General features: G+C 43.4%; 17 protein-coding genes. 16 read left to right on the top strand and 1 reads right to left on the bottom strand.

All coding sequences use genetic code 11. The features are described from left to right. Window positions 1–123 precede the first annotated feature (123 nt). The 11 genes from spoVK to MKZ02_RS16435 all read left to right on the top strand — a co-directional run bounded on the left by spoVK (window position 124) and on the right by MKZ02_RS16435 (window position 10,975). The gene (gene spoVK, locus MKZ02_RS16485) at window positions 124–1,059 is read left to right on the top strand and encodes a stage V sporulation protein K (RefSeq protein ID WP_340854597.1); all 936 of its coding nucleotides are present in this window, start codon (window positions 124–126) and stop codon (window positions 1,057–1,059) included. 163 nt (window positions 1,060–1,222) lie between these two features. After that, the gene (locus MKZ02_RS16480; protein WP_120037406.1) at window positions 1,223–1,855 is read left to right on the top strand and encodes a TetR/AcrR family transcriptional regulator; all 633 of its coding nucleotides are present in this window, start codon (window positions 1,223–1,225) and stop codon (window positions 1,853–1,855) included. Window positions 1,856–1,937: 82 nt separating this feature from the next. After that, the gene (locus MKZ02_RS16475; protein ID WP_340854595.1) at window positions 1,938–3,080 is read left to right on the top strand and encodes an acyl-CoA dehydrogenase; all 1,143 of its coding nucleotides are present in this window, start codon (window positions 1,938–1,940) and stop codon (window positions 3,078–3,080) included. 23 nt (window positions 3,081–3,103) lie between these two features. Next, window positions 3,104–4,738, top strand: coding sequence for an AMP-binding protein (locus MKZ02_RS16470; RefSeq protein ID WP_406910394.1), 1,635 nt, complete (start codon window positions 3,104–3,106; stop codon window positions 4,736–4,738). A 19-nt stretch (window positions 4,739–4,757) separates the two neighbouring features. Then, window positions 4,758–6,116: an acetyl-CoA carboxylase biotin carboxylase subunit gene (locus tag MKZ02_RS16465; RefSeq protein ID WP_340854593.1), complete on the top strand. Its 1,359-nt coding sequence runs from the start codon at window positions 4,758–4,760 to the stop codon at window positions 6,114–6,116. Between the two features lie 13 nt (window positions 6,117–6,129). Further along, the gene (locus MKZ02_RS16460) at window positions 6,130–6,342 is read left to right on the top strand and encodes an acetyl-CoA carboxylase biotin carboxyl carrier protein subunit (protein ID WP_120037412.1); all 213 of its coding nucleotides are present in this window, start codon (window positions 6,130–6,132) and stop codon (window positions 6,340–6,342) included. Window positions 6,343–6,354: 12 nt separating this feature from the next. Then, complete coding sequence (locus MKZ02_RS16455) at window positions 6,355–7,263, top strand: hydroxymethylglutaryl-CoA lyase (RefSeq protein WP_445324331.1); 909 nt, start codon at window positions 6,355–6,357, stop codon at window positions 7,261–7,263. A gap of 5 nt (window positions 7,264–7,268) precedes the next feature. After that, window positions 7,269–8,051, top strand: a complete 783-nt coding sequence (locus tag MKZ02_RS16450; RefSeq protein WP_340854592.1) for an enoyl-CoA hydratase — start codon at window positions 7,269–7,271, stop codon at window positions 8,049–8,051. Between the two features lie 10 nt (window positions 8,052–8,061). After that, window positions 8,062–9,600, top strand: coding sequence for an acyl-CoA carboxylase subunit beta (locus MKZ02_RS16445; protein WP_340856433.1), 1,539 nt, complete (start codon window positions 8,062–8,064; stop codon window positions 9,598–9,600). An 18-nt stretch (window positions 9,601–9,618) separates the two neighbouring features. Then, entirely contained in the window at window positions 9,619–10,308 is a 690-nt protein-coding gene (locus MKZ02_RS16440; RefSeq protein WP_340854591.1) for a CoA transferase subunit A, read from the top strand. Between the two features lie 13 nt (window positions 10,309–10,321). Continuing rightward, window positions 10,322–10,975 carry a CoA transferase subunit B gene (locus tag MKZ02_RS16435; RefSeq protein ID WP_340854589.1) on the top strand — a complete coding sequence of 218 codons (654 nt, stop codon included), beginning with the start codon at window positions 10,322–10,324 and terminating at the stop codon, window positions 10,973–10,975. A 45-nt stretch (window positions 10,976–11,020) separates the two neighbouring features. Here the strand turns inward: MKZ02_RS16435 and MKZ02_RS16430 are convergent, their stop codons facing one another. Then, window positions 11,021–11,620, bottom strand: a complete 600-nt coding sequence (locus tag MKZ02_RS16430) for a trimeric intracellular cation channel family protein (RefSeq protein ID WP_340856431.1) — start codon at window positions 11,618–11,620, stop codon at window positions 11,021–11,023. Between the two features lie 192 nt (window positions 11,621–11,812). Here MKZ02_RS16430 and hflX point away from each other — a divergent pair, with 192 nt between their 5' ends. The 5 genes from hflX to MKZ02_RS16405 all read left to right on the top strand — a co-directional run bounded on the left by hflX (window position 11,813) and on the right by MKZ02_RS16405 (window position 17,582). After that, window positions 11,813–13,063 (top strand): GTPase HflX, encoded by a 1,251-nt coding sequence (hflX, locus tag MKZ02_RS16425; protein ID WP_340854587.1) that lies wholly within the window; start codon window positions 11,813–11,815, stop codon window positions 13,061–13,063. A gap of 18 nt (window positions 13,064–13,081) precedes the next feature. Then, entirely contained in the window at window positions 13,082–14,344 is a 1,263-nt protein-coding gene (locus MKZ02_RS16420; protein ID WP_340854586.1) for a methionine gamma-lyase family protein, read from the top strand. A gap of 136 nt (window positions 14,345–14,480) precedes the next feature. Then, window positions 14,481–14,882, top strand: coding sequence for a MerR family transcriptional regulator (locus MKZ02_RS16415; RefSeq protein ID WP_120037422.1), 402 nt, complete (start codon window positions 14,481–14,483; stop codon window positions 14,880–14,882). Between the two features lie 40 nt (window positions 14,883–14,922). Next, entirely contained in the window at window positions 14,923–16,257 is a 1,335-nt protein-coding gene (gene glnA / locus MKZ02_RS16410) for a type I glutamate--ammonia ligase (RefSeq protein WP_120037423.1), read from the top strand. A gap of 248 nt (window positions 16,258–16,505) precedes the next feature. Next, window positions 16,506–17,582, top strand: coding sequence for a GGDEF domain-containing protein (locus MKZ02_RS16405; RefSeq protein WP_340854584.1), 1,077 nt, complete (start codon window positions 16,506–16,508; stop codon window positions 17,580–17,582). Window positions 17,583–17,637: the final 55 nt, after the last annotated feature.

Here is a 17,637-nt window from a genome sequence, read left to right as displayed (position 1 = left end):
ATGCAGAAAGACGTATGTTTATTTTGAGCATGAATAGACTGTAAAGAGGGAAATTATTTCTCGGGAAAGCGCAAAAAAAGACAATATGCGACGGCCTACGTCAAGCTTGATGGGGTGATAGAGATGAAGCAGCCAATCCGTATGAAAGACAACGGTCAAATCAATGTTGTGCTGCACACCAAAAATGACCGCATCCAGCAGCCAGTCCGCGAAGAGCCGCTATATACGTGGTCCAATGCTTCTGAGCATGCGGTATTAAAGAGGGTAGAAAGTGAGCTGGATGCTTTAGTTGGACTCGAAGACTTAAAGAAAATGATCCGGGAAATTTACGCCTGGATCTTCATTAGTAAAAAGAGAGAAGAAAGCGGCCTGAAAGCTGGAAAGCAAGTGTTGCACATGATGTTTAAAGGGAATCCGGGAACGGGAAAAACAACAGCTGCCCGCATTATCGGGAAGTTGTTTTTTGAAATGAAAGTATTATCAAAAGGTCATTTAATAGAGGCGGAACGTGCAGATCTTGTTGGTGAATATATCGGACATACGGCGCAAAAAACGAGAGATTTAATTAAAAAAGCCATGGGCGGCATTTTATTTATTGATGAAGCCTATTCATTAGGCCGGGGAGGGGAAAAAGATTTTGGAAAGGAAGCCATCGATACGCTTGTCAAGCACATGGAGGATAAACAAAATGACTTTATTCTTATATTGGCAGGATATCCGAGGGAGATGAATCATTTTTTTACGCTCAATCCTGGATTGGAGTCCCGCTTTCCGCTCGTCTTCCAATTTCCTGATTATCGGCCTGAACAGTTAATGTCTATTGCAGAAAAAATGGCTGCAGAAAAAGAATACCAGTTTAGCAAAGAAGCAAAAATGAAGCTGCGTGAACACTTTGTTAAAGTGAGAGAAGGGAACTACCAAACATTTTCAAATGGAAGGTATGTTCGCAATTTAATTGAAAAAGCGACACGCGCTCAAGCTGTTCGCTTGCTCAATGAAAATAACTATAAATATGAAGAGTTAATGTTAATCGAGTCAAAGGACATCCAATTGAAATAACAGAAGATGGGTTAAAGTAAGAAAAATAAACCGCCATTATCATGGGCGGTTTTCTTTCAATCTAAAAGGACAAGCCGCGTCGTTAAATTATTTTCTATTTTCTGATAAAAAAATTGTCAATCCAGTTTTTTCTATGATACTATTTATTCAAAGGTGGTCAGTTATGAAAAAGAAAGCGCTAAAAGAAAGAATTATAGAAACATCACTTATTATGTTTGAAAAACACGGCTATCATGGAGTGACGGTCGATCAAATTGTGGCGGAAAGCGGTACTTCCAAGGGGGGGTTTTACCACAATTTCAAGTCGAAAGATGAATTATTATATCACATTCACGACGTTTTTATTTCCTACGTGCTCGACCGTGCCAAGGAAGCATATGCTAGTTATGACACACCTGTCTCTCGGCTTTGTGCGATTGTTTTGTCATTTACTAAGGTGTTTGATTTGTATAAGCCGCATATTACTGTTTTTTATCAAGAAAGCACGTACTTAAAAGGGGATTTTCAAGAAAAGATTAATGAAAAGCGCGACGAGTATCGAAAGATCATTTTACAAATCATTTGCGAAGGCCAAAAGAGCGGTGATTTTCGGCCGGAAGTATCGGCTGAGATTACGACGATGGCAATTATTGGCATGGTGAACTGGACGTACAAATGGTTTAAAAAAGAAGGGAAGCTGTCAATCGAGGATATTGGAGGAATATTTAACGATCTGCTTGTGCATGCACTAATTACAGAAAAAGGGATGGAGAATCAAGATATTCAATCATATTTTATTAAACAGTCAGCCAATTAACCATTAAGCTGGCTATTATAATAACCTTCAAAGACCGACTAGTCTGTCTCTGAATTAAAAAGGAAAACAAGGGGGATTTTACATGAATTTTGAATTAACGAAAGAACAGCAAATGCTAAAGGAAATGGTAAAAAGTTTCGCTGAAAAAGAGATTAAGCCGTACGCCCAGGAACTTGATAAAACGTCAGGGTTTAATGAACAGGCATTTAAAAAGATGGGGGAGTTAGGGTTACTTGGCATTCCATTTCCAGAAGAATATGGGGGATCTGGCGGGGACACTGTCTCTTATGCAATTGCAGTGGAGGAAATCGGCAAAGCGTGCGGCGGCACAGGGTTAAGCTACGCAGCAGCTATCAGCCTGGGAGCAAGCCCGATTTTTTATTTCGGAACGGAAGAACAAAAGCAGGAATGGCTCGTTCCAATGGCGAAAGGAGAAACATTGGGTTCTTTTGGTTTAACTGAGCCAAATGCCGGCTCTGATGCCGGGGGCACAAGAACGAAAGCAGTCCTGGATGGCGATGAGTATGTAATTAATGGTGAGAAGTGCTGGATTACAAATGCAGGTTTTGCTCGACAAATTATTGTAACCGCTGTCACAGGAAAAAGAGAAGACGGAAAGAACATTATTTCAGCTATTATCGTACCTGCTGATGCACCGGGTGTGACCATTTCGTGCAACTATGACAAAATGGGTGTCCGTGCATCTAACACGTGTGAAATTATACTCGAAAATGTGCGGGTGCCGAAAGAAAATTTACTTGGAGACAGTCAAAAAGGTTTCAGTCAGTTTTTATATACGCTTGATGGCGGTCGTATCTCCATTGCCGCTTTAGCGGTGGGTATTGCGCAAGGGGCTTTAGAGAAGGCGCTTCAATACTCGAAGGAGCGTATGCAGTTTGGCCAGCCAATCTCTAAATTCCAGGCCATTCAGTTTAAATTGGCAGATATGGCGACCGAAGTGGAGTTAGCCCGCAACCTTGTGTATAAAGCTGCCTGGCTGAAAGATCAAGGAAAACCATTTGGCAAAGAAGCAGCTATGGCCAAATTATTTGCTTCAGAAACGAGCTTTCGCACGAGCAATCAAGCTATTCAAATACATGGCGGCTACGGTTATATGCACGAATATGATGTAGAAAGATTTTTGCGCGATGCAAAACTGCTTGAAATCGGGGAAGGTACTTCGGAAATCCAGCGTCTGGTTATCGCACGCCACCTTGGCTGTTAAAAGATAATAGGGGGAAGGGTGTTATGAGCGAATTGATCCATGAAACAATAGGGGAACTATTAGCCAATAAGGCCGAACAACTTCCACATCATGAAGCACTTGTCTATCCAGATCGAGGTATTCACTACACGTACAGCGAATTTAATCGGCTATGCCGAAAAGTAGCGCGAGGCTTAATGGCGCTTGGGGTTGATAAAGGAGAACATCTAGCTATTTGGGCAACGAACGTTCCTGAATGGGTCACACTGCAATTTGCCACAGGTAAAATGGGAGCGGTTTTAGTAACAGTTAATACGAATTATCGTGCCGCTGAATTGGAATATTTATTAAAGCAATCAGAGAGTCGTACACTCGTTTTAATAGAAGATTACCGCGGAAATTCCTATATCGATACGATTTATGAAATCTGTCCGGAGTTACATTCCTGTGAGCCTGGAGAATTGTCGTCTAAGCGACTGCCCTTGTTAAAAAATGTCATCGTTCTCAGTGAACAGCAGTACAGCGGTACGTATAGCTGGTCGGATATTTTAGAAATGGCGGACCGAGTGACAGAAGAACAGCTGGATGCACGAACAGAGGAGCTTGCGCCAGATGATGTGATCAATATGCAGTATACATCCGGAACAACAGGTTTTCCTAAGGGAGTCATGTTGACACACAGCAATTTAATAAATAATGCTTTTCATATTGCTGGATGCATGGAATTGATGAAAGAAGATCGTCTCTGTATTCCGGTTCCATTTTTTCACTGCTTTGGGTGTGTGATTGGAACGATGGCGTGTGTGACTGTCGGGGCTACAATGGTACCTGTGCAGGAATTTGATCCAGAGACCGTGCTAGCAACGGTAGAGCAGGAGAAGTGCACAGCGCTGCATGGCGTGCCGACGATGTTTATTGCTGAACTGAATCATCCGAATTTTCAAAAATACAACCTGTCTACTCTCCGTACAGGAGTAATGGCAGGATCGAATTGCCCAGTCGAAATCATGAAAGCAGTAATGAATAAGATGCACATGGAGGAAATAACTATATGCTATGGCCAGACAGAGTCCTCGCCAGTGATTACCCAAACACGAACAGATGACCCTGTTGAACTGCGTGTAGAAACGGTAGGCCGGGCACTTCCAGAGGTGGAAGTGAAAATTGTGGAACCTGGGTCATCAAGGGAACTGCCGTTTAATAAGCAAGGGGAGCTATGCACGCGAGGGTATCACGTAATGAAAGGGTATTATAACAATCCAGATGCCACAAAAGAAGCGATTGATGAAGAGGGATGGCTCCACACAGGTGATCTGGCTGTCATGGATGAGAATGGTTATATAAGGGTGACTGGCCGTTTAAAAGACATGATCATCCGGGGCGGGGAAAATATTTACCCGCGTGAAATTGAAGAGTTTTTGTATACTCATCCCAAAATACTCGACGCACAGGTGATTGGGATACCAGATGAAAAGTACGGTGAGGAATTGATGGCTTGGATCATTCTTAAAGAGGGAGAAATCGCATCTGCAGACGAAATTAAAGAGTACTTCAAGGATAAAATTTCCCGCCATAAAATTCCGAAGTACATTCAATTTACGAAGGAATACCCGATGACCGCTTCAGGAAAAATTCAAAAGTTTAGACTGCGCGAACAATCGATGAGCTTATTGAAGTAAACAGAAGGAGTGATCCAGTTTGTTTTCCAAAATATTAATTGCTAATCGCGGAGAAATTGCTTCGCGTATTATTCGCACATGTAAAAAGATGGGAATAAAAACGGTAGCTATATACTCTGAAGCGGATGAGCAGGCTCTGTTTGTCCGTCAGGCAGATGAATCTTATTGCATAGGTAAGCCGCAAGTAAACCTTAGTTACTTAAATGCTGATGAAATTATCCGGACAGCAAAGGCGAGTGGAGCAGAGGCTATTCATCCGGGTTATGGCCTGCTTTCAGAAAATGCTGCTTTCGCGCAAAAATGTCTCGATGAGGGGCTTGCCTTTATCGGCCCTGCCCCCGATATTTTAGCAGCTATGGGGAGTAAGATTGAAGCGCGCAAAACGATGAAGGAAGCGGGAGTCCCTATCATTGAAGGGATTAATATCCCGCTTCAGGATGAAGAAGAGGCGAAGGCGGCATCCGCCTCTGTTGGCTACCCGTTAATGTTGAAAGCTTCAGCGGGGGGCGGCGGCATTGGGATGCAGCTTGTTCACTCTGAAGAGGAACTCGTTAAGGCGTTTGCTGGAAATAAAAAGCGAGCAGAATCTTTTTTCGGCAACGGTGATATGTTCCTGGAAAAGTATATTCAAGAGCCGCATCATATTGAAGTCCAAGTATTGGCAGACTCTCATGGTCAAGTGATTCCACTATGGGAGCGGGAATGTTCCATTCAGCGCCGCAATCAGAAAGTAGTGGAAGAAGCGGTGTCCCCGTTTATTAGCGAGGAAACGAGAACAAAGATGCTGGATGCTGCAGTTAAGGCTGCTCGTCATATTGGCTATACGAATGCCGGCACGATTGAATTTTTAGTGGATAAAGAAGAAAATTTCTATTTTTTGGAGATGAATACACGTCTGCAAGTAGAGCATCCAGTAACGGAGGAAATCACTGGGCTTGATCTTGTGGAGCAGCAATTAAAAGTGGCTGCCGGCGAGAAGCTCGAATTAACACGAGAGGCCGTTAAGCGAAACGGCCATGCAATTGAAGTCCGGATTTACGCTGAAGATCCAAAAACCTTTTTCCCTTCACCTGGCCAAATTACCGCCTTTGAACTGCCTCAAGGAGAGGGGATACGAAATGAATGTGCGGTCGAGGAAGGCTCAACTGTAACTCCGTTTTATGACCCGATGATCGGTAAGTTGATCACCTGGGGAGCAACGAGAGAAGAAGCCTGCGCCCGCATGAAGGGAGCGCTAGAGCAGTACAAAATTGAAGGCATCAAAACGAACTTGCCGATGCTTAGAAAAATTATCAGCCATCAGCAATTTTTAAAAGGAACAACAACAACTCATTTTGTGAATGAATACTATTTGCCGGAGTTAACCACAACGAAGTAAAGGAGAGATTATATTGACAACAGTACAAGCAAGCATGGCAGGGAACGTGTGGAAGGTTCTTGTAGCAGAGGGAGAAGAAGTAAAGGCTGGTCAGGATGTCATCATTTTAGAATCAATGAAAATGGAAATCCCCATTGCTGCTGAGGAAGATGGCACCGTTCAAAAAATTCATGTGAATGAGGGAGACTTTGTCAACGAAGCGGATGCACTCGTTGATATGGAATAGGAGGGTTCCCTGTTGAAACTTCCTGAAAAAGTGACCATTAAAGAAGTGGGACCCCGTGATGGTCTGCAAAATGAGCCGCATCAGGTAGGCACCGAGAATAAGGTAGCCTGGATTAACCGGCTCTCAGACAGCGGGCTATCCTATATTGAAGTCACCTCTCTCGTTCATCCGAAATGGATTCCGCAGCTGGCAGATGCGGTAGAAGTACTTTCTTCTATCGATAGAAAGCCAGGCATCACCTATGCAGCCCTCGTTCCAAACATGCATGGACTGCGAAGGGCGCTGGAAGGTAATGTCGATGAAGTGAGCGTCTTCATGTCTGCAAGCGAATCACATAATCGAAACAATATTAACAAGAGCATTTCGGATACACTTCCAGTCTTGAAAGAGGTCGTTACAGAGGCGAAAGCAGCTGGAAAAACAGTGCGAGGATATTTATCGACTGTGATCGCTTGTCCATATGAGGGAGCTGTGCCAGCTGAACAGGTAAAAGAAATCAGTGCCCGGTTGTTTGATATGGGCATTGATGAATTGTCGCTTGGTGAAACGATTGGCGTCGCTGTCCCTACAGAGGTGGAACGGCTGCTTGAACAGCTTCTCTCTGAGTTTTCCGAAGAGCGTATTGCTATGCACTTTCATGATACAAGAGGGACAGCACTTGCAAATATTTCGAAAGCTTTGGAAATGGGGATCCGCACATTTGATAGTGCTCTCGGAGGATTGGGTGGCTGTCCTTATGCTAAAGGGGCATCTGGAAATGTAGCAACAGAGGACCTGGTTTATATGCTTGAGGCTATGGGGATTAAAACAGGCGTTCGGTTAGAAGGGCTGATTGAAGCTGGTGAATTGATGGAATCTATTTTAGGCAAGCCGTTAAACAGCAGGCAAATGGAACTATACCGCAAAGTGGAGAGAGGGTGAGTTGTTTGGGAAAAACAGTTGAAGTGACGAAGCTTGAACAAGGAGTGACTGTTTTGGCACTTCACCGCCCCGAAGCAGCTAACGCCTTGTCTCAAGCCCTTTTGTATGATCTTCACGATGCCCTCTATAACCTTAAACATGATCCGGAAGTTCGGGTGATCATTTTGACGGGCAAAGGTGAGAAAGCTTTTTGTGCAGGGGCTGACTTAAAAGAAAGAAGAGGAATGAACGAAGCGGAAGTAAGGAAAATTGTCAGTTTGATTGGTTCGGTTATTAACGAGGTGGAAGCGTTGCCGCAGCCGGTTATTGCGGCTATAAACGGCGTTGCTTTCGGGGGAGGATTAGAATTGGCTTTAGCCTGTGATATCCGAATTGCCTCCAGTCACGCGAAAATGGGATTAACAGAAACCTCTCTTGCCATCATTCCAGGAGCTGGAGGAACACAGAGGTTGCCTCGATTGATCGGAACCGGAAAAGCAAAAGAATTAATTTTCACAGCCAGACGCATTGCCTCTCACCAGGCAGAACAAATTGGTCTTGTCGAGCATATTGCTACTCCGGAAAATTTACTGGAAACAGCCATCCATTTGGCGAGGGAGATTGCTGCAAATGCCCCGTTGGCATTATTTCAGGCAAAAACAGCCATCAATCAGGGGATGCAGACCGATATTGCAACCGGCTTGCAAATTGAACGGCTGGCTTATAATACCTTAATTCCGACAGAGGATAGACTGGAGGGATTGCGGGCGTTTGCAGAAAAGCGGCCGCCAACATACAGAGGAAAGTGAGGAGACAGCAGTGAATGAAACGGGAGTAAAAACAGACTATCAGCAGAAAACAGAAGCCATCTTGAAAGGCGGACAGGAAAAGTATCATGAAAAAAATAAGGAGCAAGGAAAGTTATTCGTTCGTGATCGTCTGGAACGACTTTTTGACGAGGGTCTTCAGACAGAGGACGGATTATTCGCCAATATGATGGCTGGGGATTTGCCGGCAGACGGAGTGGTTACCGGCATCGGAAAAGTGAACGGACGCACAGTGTGCGTGATGGCGAATGATTCAACGGTTAAAGCTGGCTCGTGGGGAAAGCGGACAGTAGAGAAGATTATTCGCATTCAAGAAACAGCCGAAAAACTGCGCTGCCCGATGCTCTATCTTGTTGATTCAGCAGGGGCACGAATCACAGATCAGCTTGAAATGTTCCCAGGGCGCAGAGGAGCGGGCCGTATTTTTTATAACCAAGTGAAGCTATCTGGAAAGGTGCCGCAAATTTGCCTGTTATTCGGCCCTTCTGCTGCAGGGGGTGCCTACATTCCAGCTTTCTGCGACATTGTTGTAATGGTGGAAGGAAATGCTTCGATGTACCTTGGATCACCGCGTATGGCAGAAATGGTGATTGGCGAAAAAGTCACACTTGAGCAAATGGGCGGAGCAAAAATGCACTGTTCTGTTTCGGGTTGTGGCGATGTGCTTGTCAAAACAGAAGAGGAAGCTATTGCATATGCGAAAAAGTATTTAACGTATTTTCCGGATAATTATACGGAGAAACCAGTTCCAAGAGAGCCGAAAGCACCTGCAGCCTTTGAAAAGTCAATCGAAGAACTTATCCCTCAAAACCAAAACGCACCCTTTGACATGTATCAGCTGATTGAACGCTTGATCGATGAAGACAGCTTCTGTGAAATTAAAAAATTATTTGCAGCTGAGTTGATTACTGGTCTAGGCCGGATCAATGGACAGCCGGTTGGTATTATTGCTAATCAGCCTCGAGTAAAAGGTGGCGTGCTGTTTCATGATTCAGCTGACAAAGCAGCTAAATTTATCAGTTTGTGTGATGCTTTTCATATTCCGCTTTTGTTCTTGGCGGATGTGCCTGGATTTATGATCGGAACAAATGTAGAAAAAGCTGGCATTATCCGTCACGGGGCAAAAATGATTTTTGCAATGAGTGAAGCAACGGTGCCTAAGATGACAGTGGTTGTGCGTAAAGCCTATGGAGCTGGCCTCTATGCTATGGCTGGGCCGGCATTTGAACCGGATTGCTGTCTGGCACTGCCGACAGCGCAAATTGCGGTTATGGGTCCTGAGGCGGCAGTCAATGCTGTCTACGCCAATAAAATTGCTGCGTTGCCGGAGGAAGAAAAAGCCGCGTTTATCAATGAGAAGAGGGAAGAATATCGCCAGGATATTGACATCTATCGTCTGGCGTCAGAATTGATTATAGATGATGTAGTAGAGCCAAACCGACTGCGTGAAGAACTCTCTGCCCGGCTCAATGTGTATATGTCTAAATATATGGTGTTCACAGACCGTAAACATGGGGTGAATCCTGTCTAATAAAAGGAGGGGAACGGGATGAAAGAAATCTATACTGATTTCCGAGAGGCAGTATCGGGAATTAAAGATGGAATGACGATCATGGTTGGCGGCTTTGGTTTGTGTGGCATACCTGAAAACTTAATCAAAGCACTGGCGGATTCGGGAGTAAAAGAGCTAACGATCATTTCTAATAATTGTGGAGTCGATGATTGGGGACTCGGGCTGCTATTAAAAAATAAACAAATCAAGAAAATCATTGGTTCCTATGTTGGTGAAAATAAAGAATTTGAACGGCAGATGCTTGCCGATGAAATAGAAGTGGAATTAACTCCACAAGGAACGCTGGCTGAAAAAATCCGGGCAGGTGGGGCAGGGATTCCGGCGTTTTTTACACCGGCTGGCGTCGGTACTCCCATTGCCAAGGGAAAAGAGATTCGAGAATTTAATGGGAAAGAGTATTTACTTGAGGAAGCCCTAACAGCTGATTTCAGTCTTGTAAGGGCCTGGAAAGCAGATAAAAAAGGGAATCTCGTCTATAATAAAACCGCCCGAAATTTTAACCCGATGATCGCCGCTGCTGGTCAAATCACCATCGCTGAGGCGGAAGAGATTGTAGAAATAGGGGATCTCGATCCGAACTATATTCATACACCAGGTATTTACGTACAGGCATTGATCCAGGGAAGTCAAGAAAAGCGGATTGAAAGAAAAACGGTTCGTCAATGAAGGAGGGATACTAATGGATACAAGAGAGAAGATTGCAAGACGGGCAGAAAAGGAGATTGAAAGCGGCAATTACGTGAATTTAGGCATTGGCATGCCGACGCTTGTTGCTAATTTCATTTCTGAAAACAAAGAAGTCGTACTGCAGTCGGAAAACGGTCTGCTTGGTATAGGTCCCTACCCAAGCGAAGAGGAAATGGATGCTGATTTGATCAATGCCGGAAAAGAGACGGTTACAGCTATTCCTGGCTCTGCTTACTTTGACAGTTCCGAATCTTTTGCTATGATACGCGGGGGGCACATTGATGTGGCCATTCTCGGGGGAATGGAAGTCTCTCAGAATGGTGACTTGGCCAATTGGATGATTCCAGGAAAAATGGTAAAAGGAATGGGTGGGGCAATGGATCTTGTTCATGGTGCCCGCAAAACCATTGTGATTATGGATCATGTAAATAAGCATGGCCAGTCAAAAATTTTAAAAGAATGCAAGCTTCCGTTAACCGGTAAAGGCGTCGTCCAACGCATTATTACCGACAGGGCTGTCATGGATGTTACATCAAAGGGTCTCATGCTTATGGAAGTAGCAGAAGGGTATTCGGTAGAGGAAATTATCGAGTGCACAGAGGCTGACATGACTGTTTCGGAAGAGGTAAAGCTGGAGGCATTTTAATATAATAAAAGCCTTTCAAATAAACTTTGAAAGGCTTTTATATTGTTAATGGAGGGCCCTTTTTGGGAGTCTCCATTTTAATTTATAAGATGCTACACGAAGGGCTGCAATCGCAGTAAAAAGGATAATTAATTCGACAGGTGTAGTTGTTATGTTCAACCCAATAAGCAAACCGGCCAACGCAGCCCATAAGCCATACACTTCATTATGCAAAAGAGCTGGTTTCCGTCCTGCCAGCAAGTCGCGCACAAGGCCTCCGCCGCTTCCGGTTAGAACAGCAGCCACAATGACCGCACTGATCGGATGATTCATTCCGACTGCATACAGTGCACCTTGAACAGCAAAAGCTGACAAACCGATGGCATCAAAGAAATTTCCCCATACCGGCCAATGCTTTAGCATATTGTGAGGGAAAAGAAGTGTCGCTGTGATAGATAGCAGGGCAATTTGAAAAAAAGCCTCTTGTTCCCACAAAGCAGAGACGGGTACACCAATCAATAAGTTACGGATCGCTCCGCCGCCAAAAGCGGTAATCATTCCTAATATATATACACCGAATACGTCATACTCTTCCTCCATCGCCACAATCGCACCAGAAATAGCAAAAGCAATTGTACCGATGACTGTAAAAATGTCCCAAGTGATTTCCATGGATGTCACCTCTTACTAAAATGTTCCCGGCAATCTATTATAGTACCGGAAGGCCTAAAGAACCAGCCTAACTTTTAATAAAGAAAAAATTTTTTAAGTTTCGTATGCGGTTGCAGAGTTATTAGTATTTTATCTGCCTTTTTGATAAGATGATGGAAGAAAAATCTAAGGAAAGAAGGAAACTAATTGACAAATGTGGAAAAAGAAAAAGTCATTCTGGCTGGTTGCCAGTTAACGGACGATACGGAACAGTTTCTGTACTCCATGCAAGAGTTGAAATCACTAACAGAAACGGCGCAAGGTGAGTCCTTAGCCATGATCACACAAAAAAGAGAGCGAATCCACCCAGGCACATATATTGGCAAAGGAAAGGTAGAGGAATTAAAAAGATTAGAGGAGGAACTGGAGCCTGATATCATTATTTTTAATGATGAGCTGTCTCCGAGTCAAATTAGAAATCTTTCTGCCGATCTATCTGCCAGGGTGATTGACCGGACACAATTAATTCTTGATATTTTTGCCCGCCGTGCCCGGTCGAGAGAGGGACAACTGCAAGTAGAACTCGCTCAGCTGCAGTACTTGCTGCCGCGGCTGGCTGGACAGGGAACAGCTCTTTCTCGTCTTGGCGGCGGAATCGGAACGAGAGGACCCGGGGAAACAAAGCTTGAAAGTGACCGTCGTCACATTCGTCGGCGCATTGATGAAATCAAGCGGCAGCTTCAGACGATCGTTCATCACCGTGAGCGGTATCGAAGTCGCCGAAAAAAGAACAAAACATTTCAAATAGCGCTGGTTGGCTACACGAATGCCGGAAAGTCCACTTTATTCAACAGGCTGACTGCTGCTGAGTCACTGGAAGAAAACCAGCTGTTTGCTACACTCGATCCTTTAACTCGGAAACTAGTTTTGCCGAGCGGCTATCAGGCGATTCTCACCGACACCGTTGGCTTTATTCAGGATTTGCCGACAACGCTCGTTGCAGCATTCCGGTCTACCCTTGAGGAAGTGAGTGAGGCAGATTTATTATTGCATGTTGTTGACAGTTCAAATCCTGATTTTGTCCAGCACCAACAGACTGTGAGAAGCCTGATGGAGCAGCTTGAGATGGACCATTTGCCAGAATTGACGGTTTATAATAAAAGCGATCAACAACACGAGGAATTCGTTCGCTCCTCGGATGCAGAAACAATACTCATCAGTGCTCTTGATGAAGAAGACCGCCTGAAATTGAAGGAAACGATCGAGAGCATGATGAAAGAGCAGATGGTGCCATACAACGGGCGGATTCCATCCTCTGCCGGCAAGCTGCTCGCCCAGTTGAAGACAGAAACCATTGTAGATTCCATCTCGTTTGATGAAGACGATCAATTTTATCGTGTGCAAGGATTTATGTTTAGGGATCATCCAATTGTCGGTGAAATGATAAAATACACATAATACAGAGGGAGAACAGTTATGTTTGAATTATTGACACAAGGAAAAACTATTCAGCCGATTGCCGAGGAGGCTGAGGCCCAGATTGCCGATGTACATCGAGGGATTGAAAAAACGGCGGAATTAAACCAATTTCGGGTGCTTGAAAGCTTTAGAAAGCACCGGGTAAGTGAATTTCACTTTACTCCTTCCACCGGATATGGCTATGATGACAGCGGTCGTGATACACTTGAGAGCATTTATGCTGATGTGTTCGGAGGAGAGGCAGCGCTTGTCCGGCCGCAGATTATTTCCGGGACGCATGCAATTTCGATCGCTTTGTTCGGTATATTGCGCCCAGGAGATGAGCTTCTTTATATTACGGGTGACCCTTATGATACATTGGGAGAGATTGTTGGAATTTCCGGCAAAGGAAATGGATCGCTGAAAGAATTTGGTATTTCTTATCAAAGCGTTCCGCTTGCTGAAGGGGGACGGCCGGACTATTCAGCTATTCGGGCAGCCATTAAGCCAAATACAAAAATGATTGGCATTCAGCGTTCTAAAGGGTATGCTGTCCGCCCTTCGTTTACCATGACGGATATTAAAGAAATGATTGAATTTGTTAAAAAAGTAAAAAGCGATGTTGTTGTCTTCGTTGATAACTGTTACGGGGAATTTACGGAAGAGCAGGAGCCTTGCCATGTGGGAGCTGACCTAATGGCTGGTTCATTAATTAAAAATCCGGGAGGCGGCCTTGCAAAAACAGGCGGTTACATAGCAGGGAAGGCAGAATACGTGGAAAGCTGTTCTTATCGGATGACTTCACCAGGGATTGGTGCCGAGGCAGGCGCGAGTCTGTACAGTCTGCAGGAGATGTACCAGGGTTTCTTTCTTGCTCCGCACGTGGTAGCGGAGAGTTTAAAAGGAGCCATCTTTACAGCAGCGATACTAGAAAAAATGGGAATGAATACGACTCCTAAATGGCACGAGAAAAGAACTGATCTCATCCAGGCTGTCCAATTTGATGACCGCGAGAAGATGGTCGCTTTCTGTCAGGCGATTCAAAGTGCTTCTCCGGTTAATTCCCATGTGACTCCTTATCCTAGTTACATGCCTGGTTATGAAGATGATGTGATTATGGCAGCCGGGACGTTTGTGCAGGGAGCAAGCATTGAACTGTCTGCAGATGGGCCGTTACGCCCACCCTTTGCCGCTTATGTACAAGGAGGGTTAACGTACGCCCACGTAAAAATTGCGGTCTGCTACGCATTAAATGAGTTAATCGAGAAAAAATTGTTATAAAAAATGGCTGCAAGTAGCAAATGCTCTTGCAGCTGTTTTTTATAACAATTTTTTCATGTTAGAAAACCTAACATGTGTTTGACATATAAAGTAACAGGGTATAAAATAAATAACATAAAGAAAGGAGAGATCATTGATGAGCAGCAAAATCAGGCGTTCGATGCCATTATTCCCAATGGGAACAGTGATGAAACTAACAGATTTATCCGCCAGGCAGATACGCTACTATGAAGAACATCAATTGATTCGTCCAGAACGGACTGCAGGCAATCGCCGGCTCTTTTCTTTGTATGATATTGACCGTTTGCTCGAAATTAAAGATCTGCTTGATGAAGGTGTCAATATGGCAGGTGTGAAAAAAATCTTATTGAAGGAAGATGAGAGCATACATAATCAAGTTAAGAATGAATTGAGCAAAGAGAAAAAGATTTCCACTGATGAAGAAGTAAGGAAATTGTTGCGCAAGGAATTTATTAATGCTGGTCGTTTTTATCGAAACGATCTTCCGCCCGGAGATCGCTTTCGTTATTTTCATTAAAAATAAACACAACGTATGATCTTGAGGAGGAATTATTTGTATGGGCAAGTATACAAAAGAAGACATTATGAATTTGGCGAGGGAGGAAAACGTTAAATTCATCCGGCTGCAATTCACCGATATTTTAGGAACCATTAAAAATGTGGAAATCCCAGTGAGTCAATTGCCGAAAGCACTGGATAACAAAATGATGTTTGATGGATCCTCTATCGAGGGATTTGTGCGTATTGAAGAATCTGATATGAATTTATATCCGGATCTTGACACATGGGTAGTATTCCCTTGGACAGCGGAAAAAGGAAAAGTAGCTCGTTTGATTTGTGACATTTACATGCCAGATGGCACCCCTTTTGCCGGAGATCCGCGCAGCAACTTAAAGAGAATTTTGAAGGAAATGGAAGAACTCGGTTTTTCTAATTTCAACTTAGGGCCTGAGCCAGAGTTTTTCTTGTTTAAATTGGATGCGAATGGCGAACCTACATTAGAGCTTAATGATAACGGTGGCTACTTCGACTTGGCACCGACAGATCTTGGAGAAAACTGCCGCCGGGACATCGTGCTAGAGCTGGAAGAAATGGGCTTTGAAATCGAAGCTTCCCACCATGAAGTGGCGCCGGGACAGCATGAAATTGACTTTAAATATGCCAATGCCTTAACTGCTTGTGATGAAATCCAAACATTTAAGTTGGTTGTCAAAACGATTGCGAGAAAACATGGATTGCACGCAACCTTTATGCCGAAGCCGCTATTTGGTGTAAGTGGATCAGGCATGCACTGCAATATGTCATTATTCAAAGATGGCAAAAATGCATTTTATGATGAAAATGGCGAGTTGCAATTAAGTGAAACAGCTTATCAATTTATCGCTGGTACCATCAAGCACGCGAAAGGATTTACAGCTATTACAAACCCTACTGTAAACTCCTACAAGCGGCTTGTCCCTGGCTATGAAGCGCCTTGTTATGTTGCTTGGTCTGGTCAAAACCGCAGTCCGCTGATCCGTATTCCATCTGCTCGCGGCATGAGCACACGTGTGGAAGTGCGCAGTGTAGACCCGGCAGCAAACCCATACTTAGCAATGGCTGTCCTTCTGCAAGCAGGACTTGACGGCATTAAAAACAGCATGACACCGCCGCCTGCTGTTGATCGCAACATCTACACAATGAACGAAGAAGAAAGGGAACGTGAAGGTGTAGAGGATCTGCCGGGTACATTAGCAGAAGCACTTCGCATGTTAAGAAAAGATGAAGTTATTCAAGCAGCCCTCGGCGAACATATCCTTGAACACTTCATTGAAGCAAAAGAGATTGAGTGGGACATGTTCCGCACACAAGTCCACCCTTGGGAACGCGAACAATATTTACAAATGTATTAATAGTGAAACCCCTTGAGCCACTTGGCTTCAAGGGGTTTTTGTTTGAAGGTAAACCTCATATAGTATCAGCTTTTTGATTCTTGCCCCCTTTTCTGCCCCGGACATAATAGTTGCTGTATATTCTTCAAAACGCTCAATAGCATCTGTTTCAATTTTTTATAAAAGAAATAGAATTAATTGAGCTGATTTTATTGGCTCCTGGTTTTAACTTTCCAGTAAATGTGATAAATTTCCTTAAGGTGATAAAAATGATTATTAAAGATCTCTTTGCGAATTTGACTATAATTATTTCTCTTTTATTTATATATGCCCATCTCACAAAAAGCTCTCCTCTTCGTTCTAGTCCCTCCATTAAAAGAAAGATACTTGTGGGGGCAGCGGGAGGGCTTGCTAGCAATGTATTGATGCAATACAGCATAGAGATTGGAACAACGATTATTGATTTACGGCATATTCCGGTTATTTTATTAGCCTCCACTGGTGGAGCATTGCCTACAGCTATTTCTGTAATGTTCGTGATGATAGGTAGGTTTTTGATTGGGATTAATCTTTCATCCTATGTTTCTATCATGTTTATCGTTTCTGTTGCGATATTTTCCATATGGATTTCAAAAATTCAGTTGACCAGAAATACAAAAATATTATACATGTTAACTTTTTCTAATATCTCTTTTTCTTTTACTGTTATTTATTTAATTGAAGATATTTCTTTTCTTTTATATTTAATCCCACTGTATTGGACTATCTCCTATGCGGCTGGGTATCTTGCTTTTTATATCCTTGAATTTTTACGTGATAGTCAGATGCTGCTGGAAAAGTATAAAGAGGAGGCCAAAATAGATGGACTAACAGGTTTGAACAATGTACGGCGATTCGATGAAGTGTTTAATAAGCTAACTACTGATGCTAAAACAAATAACAAACCTTTATCCCTTCTTTATATTGACGTTGACTTTTTTAAAAGGATAAATGATACATATGGACACGCCGAAGGGGATGCTGTTTTAAAACAATTAGGTTTACTTCTACGGAAAGGCACAAGAAGCTTTGATTTGGTGAGTCGTAATGGAGGAGAGGAATTTACAGTAGTGTTAATAGATTGCCAATTGAATAGGGCAATTGAAATAGCTGAAAATATAAGAAAAGCAGTAGAGAAAAACACGTTTTCATTGAATGATGGTCAAAAAATCACATTGACAATTTCCGTTGGAATTGCAAGTTATGGAGATACTACCAATAATATAAACATGTTAATTGAAGAGGCGGACAGAGCATTATACCAAGCAAAAAAATCGGGGCGTAATAAAATTTGTGTAGCTGACTGAATTTGTTTTTTCTTAATAGCCGAGCCGTTAAGCATCTAATAAGATGGAGGTGTTT

The organism is Pseudobacillus sp. FSL P4-0506, from assembly GCF_038003025.1.
Classification (GTDB): domain Bacteria; phylum Bacillota; class Bacilli; order Bacillales; family Domibacillaceae; genus Pseudobacillus.
Note: the sequence above shows the minus strand (reverse complement) of the source record. Positions and strands in the feature narration are given on the sequence as shown.

Bases quoted from the DNA above. Each gene is read 5' to 3' on its own strand.
- MKZ02_RS16405 (WP_340854584.1), top strand. From the start codon at position 16,506: ATGATTATTAAAGATCTCTTTGCGAATTTGACTATAATTATTTCTCTT.
- MKZ02_RS16480 (WP_120037406.1), top strand. From the start codon at position 1,223: ATGAAAAAGAAAGCGCTAAAAGAAAGAATTATAGAAACATCACTTATT.
- MKZ02_RS16420 (WP_340854586.1), top strand. From the start codon at position 13,082: ATGTTTGAATTATTGACACAAGGAAAAACTATTCAGCCGATTGCCGAG.
- MKZ02_RS16475 (WP_340854595.1), top strand. From the start codon at position 1,938: ATGAATTTTGAATTAACGAAAGAACAGCAAATGCTAAAGGAAATGGTA.
- MKZ02_RS16470 (WP_406910394.1), top strand. From the start codon at position 3,104: ATGAGCGAATTGATCCATGAAACAATAGGGGAACTATTAGCCAATAAG.
- glnA (WP_120037423.1), top strand. From the start codon at position 14,923: ATGGGCAAGTATACAAAAGAAGACATTATGAATTTGGCGAGGGAGGAA.
- MKZ02_RS16415 (WP_120037422.1), top strand. From the start codon at position 14,481: ATGAGCAGCAAAATCAGGCGTTCGATGCCATTATTCCCAATGGGAACA.
- MKZ02_RS16435 (WP_340854589.1), top strand. From the start codon at position 10,322: ATGGATACAAGAGAGAAGATTGCAAGACGGGCAGAAAAGGAGATTGAA.
- MKZ02_RS16440 (WP_340854591.1), top strand. From the start codon at position 9,619: ATGAAAGAAATCTATACTGATTTCCGAGAGGCAGTATCGGGAATTAAA.
- spoVK (WP_340854597.1), top strand. From the start codon at position 124: ATGAAGCAGCCAATCCGTATGAAAGACAACGGTCAAATCAATGTTGTG.